This is a genomic window from Sphingorhabdus sp., from assembly GCF_046596595.1.
GTDB lineage: Bacteria > Pseudomonadota > Alphaproteobacteria > Sphingomonadales > Sphingomonadaceae > Sphingorhabdus_B.
In genome coordinates this window covers 1-3064 of sequence record NZ_JBKJMB010000111.1, presented here as the reverse complement: position 1 = coordinate 3064, position 3064 = coordinate 1, and the positions used below count along the sequence as shown (strand labels likewise).

General features: G+C 53.7%; 4 protein-coding genes and 1 pseudogene. 3 read left to right on the top strand and 2 right to left on the bottom strand.

Translation table 11 applies throughout. The features are described 5' to 3' along the window. Together ACLL9E_RS11045 and gatC are read right to left on the bottom strand one after the other, a co-directional pair. On the bottom strand, nucleotides 1–288 hold a 288-nt coding region (locus ACLL9E_RS11045; protein ID WP_411291785.1), incomplete at its 3' end, for an amidase family protein. A gap of 103 nt (nucleotides 289–391) precedes the next feature. Beyond that, entirely contained in the window at nucleotides 392–679 is a 288-nt protein-coding gene (gene gatC, locus ACLL9E_RS11040; RefSeq protein WP_411291784.1) for an Asp-tRNA(Asn)/Glu-tRNA(Gln) amidotransferase subunit GatC, read from the bottom strand. 163 nt (nucleotides 680–842) lie between these two features. On the opposite strand from gatC, the gene ACLL9E_RS11035 reads away from it, so the two are divergent. From ACLL9E_RS11035 to pyrB, 3 genes and pseudogenes are all read left to right on the top strand, one after another. Continuing rightward, nucleotides 843–1952: a DUF3089 domain-containing protein gene (locus tag ACLL9E_RS11035; RefSeq protein ID WP_411291783.1), complete on the top strand. Its 1110-nt coding sequence runs from the start codon at nucleotides 843–845 to the stop codon at nucleotides 1950–1952. Next, nucleotides 1949–2410: a Holliday junction resolvase RuvX gene (gene ruvX / locus ACLL9E_RS11030; protein ID WP_411291786.1), complete on the top strand. Its 462-nt coding sequence runs from the start codon at nucleotides 1949–1951 to the stop codon at nucleotides 2408–2410. Before ACLL9E_RS11035 ends, ruvX begins: the two co-directional genes overlap by 4 nt. A 385-nt stretch (nucleotides 2411–2795) precedes the next feature. Continuing rightward, nucleotides 2796–3064, top strand: a pseudogene (pyrB, locus tag ACLL9E_RS11025) (aspartate carbamoyltransferase catalytic subunit); the annotation flags it as partial.

Below are 3064 nucleotides of genomic sequence, written 5' to 3'. Positions count from 1 at the left end.
CAAAATATGGCTTGCAGCGGTCGTCTGTACGCCTTCAGTGCAGAACAGGTCCTTCATGCCAATCGGCACGCCCGCCATCTTGCCGAGCGGCGTGCCCGCGGCGCGGTCGGCATCGACCGTTTGCGCTGCTTCGATGGCTTTTTCGGGTGTTTCAACGATGAAGGCATTGAGCGCCTTCGCCTTAGCGACATTGGCATTGAATGCGGTGGCAACTTCCACTGCGGTGAATGTACCCGAGGCTACGCCATCACGGATGGCGGCCACGCCCAATTTGGTAAGTTCGGTCATATAAAATCCTCGTCATCCTGAACTTGTTTCAGGATAACACGCGACGGTTGAGCGTTATCCTGAAACAAGTTCAGGATGACAAACGGGCGGAGCGGCGCGTGCATCATTCAATCACCTTGGGCACGCCAAAGAAGCTGCCTTCCTTGGCTGGCGCGTTGGCAAGAACCTTGTCACGCACATCGCCGTCGGTGACGACATCGTCGCGCAGACGCAGCTTGTTGGGAATGACCGCAGTCATGGGTTCAACACCCGTGCAATCAACCTCGGCCAATTGTTCGACCCAGGCAAGAATGCCATTGAGTTCGCCGACCATCTTGTCAGCCTCAGCATCGCTAATCGCGATACGCGAAAGCCGTGCAATTTTGTTCACGGTATCTTTATCTACAGACATGGTGTTCCTTGTGGTCGGGATCGACAAGCGATCCCTGCCAGCCGCTAGCATTGCGCCTCCTATGCTTCAACGGCAAAAGCTTACTCTTTTCAGCCCCTATTCAATTTTCCGGTGCTATTTCCATATAATCAGCTAAATCGCCGTAAAATTTCAGGACATAAACTTGGCACGCAAATTTCTTTATATTGTCGCATCGCTCATCGTTCTCGTGATTGCCGGCGGCTTCGTCATGCGCATTTATGAAAGCGAGCTGACTGAGCTCGCCTTTGTGCCGACCGCTAAATTCGAGAAACAGGCTGCCTTTGCACCAAGCAAATATGCGGGCAGCGATATGTGGTTTGCACGCCCCGGCAAAAAGGGCAACCCGGCCGATTGGCTGCCCACTGGTGCGGTCAAGGCCGAGGTTCAGGGCTCCGCAGCGATATTTTTCGTTCACCCCACATCTTACATTGGTCGCGATTATTGGAACGCGCCGCTTGATGACGTCGAATCGCAAGACCGTGCACGCTTGTTCCTGCGCGGCCTTGCGTCGCCTTTTGCCGGTGCAGGCGAGATGTGGGCACCACGTTATCGTCAGGCCGCTATCGGATCTTTTCTGACAACCAAGCCCGAGGGTCAGCAGGCCTTGGATGCCGCATATCAGGATGTTTTGCTCGCATTCGACGAATTTGTATCAAAAGTGCAAAAGGACCGACCCATCATTTTGGCGGGGCATAGTCAGGGCGCGCTTCATTTAACGCATTTGTTAAAAGACCGCGTGGCCGGAAAGCCAATCGCAAAACGTATCGTTGCCGCCTATGTCGTTGGCTGGCCAATATCCGTTCCTGCGGACATGCTGGAAATGGGCCTGCCGGCATGCGCCAGTCCCGATGACACAAGCTGCATCATGGCATGGCAAAGCTTCGCTGAGCCAGCAGAATATGACCGCATCGTCAAAGTCTACAATGGAACAACTGGATTTAACGGCACAGCGCGCAAGGACACGCCGATGCTGTGCACCAACCCGTTAAACGGCGGAGCTGCACCATTGGCCGAGATGAAAGCAAATCTGGGCACATTGAAGCCGGATGCGAAGTTAGAAACTGGTGAGCTCGTCGTCGGCGCAGTGCCGGCACGATGCGATGACAAAGGCTTTCTGTTGATCGGCGATCCACCAGAGGTTGGTCCCTATGTCTTGCCCGGCAACAATTACCACGTGTACGACATTCCCTTGTTCTGGGCGAATGTGCGTGCAGACGCGACATGGCGTTTGCAGAAGTTCCTGCAAAAATGATTTTTGAATCTGTTGCCGATTTTCGTGCCCTTTTCCCCGAAGGTGGGGTGCTCATCGGGCTCGATATCGGCAGCAAAACCGTCGGCACCGCGTTTTGCGACGCTGGCTGGACTTTCGCGTCGCCAGGTGACCTGATTAAACGCACCAAATTTACCAAGGATAAGTTTGAGCTGAAGACGGTCATGGCGACCCGGGCAACACGCGGCATTGTCATCGGCCTTCCGCTGAATATGGACAGCAGCGAAAGTCCGCGCAGCCAGTCAAGCCGCGCCTTTGCACGCAACATCGCGGATATTGGCTTACCCATATTGCTACGCGACGAACGCTGGTCAACGCAAGCCGTCGAACGCGAAATGATTGCCGCCGATATAAGCCGCGCCAAACGCGCCGAGAAAATCGACAGCGGCGCGGCGGCGTTCATTCTGCAAGGCGCGATTGACGCGCTAACGAGTGGGTGAGGTGTATACGCAACGCTCTCCAACCCCCCGCCACGCCTAGAAACAATCCCGTCACCCTGAACTTGTTTCAGGGTCTTAATCGGGGCGAACAAAAGTAAGATGCTGAAACGAGTTCAGCATGACGATACCCCTAAAAACTGAACTGTGGGTACATTGTTCAGCATGAAGATACCCTCAAAAACTGAACTATGGGTACATTGTTCAGCGTGACGATACCTTTAAAAACTGACCCCTGAATACATCGTCATCCTGAACTTGTTTCAGGATAACGTGCGGCGGTTGTTCGTTATGCTGAAACAAGTTCAGCATGACGATGCGGAGCGTTCAGCCCCACCTGACAAATCAGTTGAGTCTGCCCTCTAATCCCATTAAGGGCATGCCTTTAATGACATGGACACAGCCCTTTGCCGCCGACAGCTTTCCAAGCGGGTCGGATGCCTTTCCGCATAAGCATTTGCTTGGCATAGCCGGGCTTCAAAAATGGGAAATTCTATACATTCTGAAAGAGGCGCAGCATTGGGTCGCGCTGAACCGTTCTGGTCCCACCAAACATGACGGGCGATTGTCTGGTCTTACCATCATCAATGCCTTTTTTGAAAATTCAACACGCACATTGCTTTCGTTCGAAATCGCCGGAAAGCGGCTGGGCGCTGA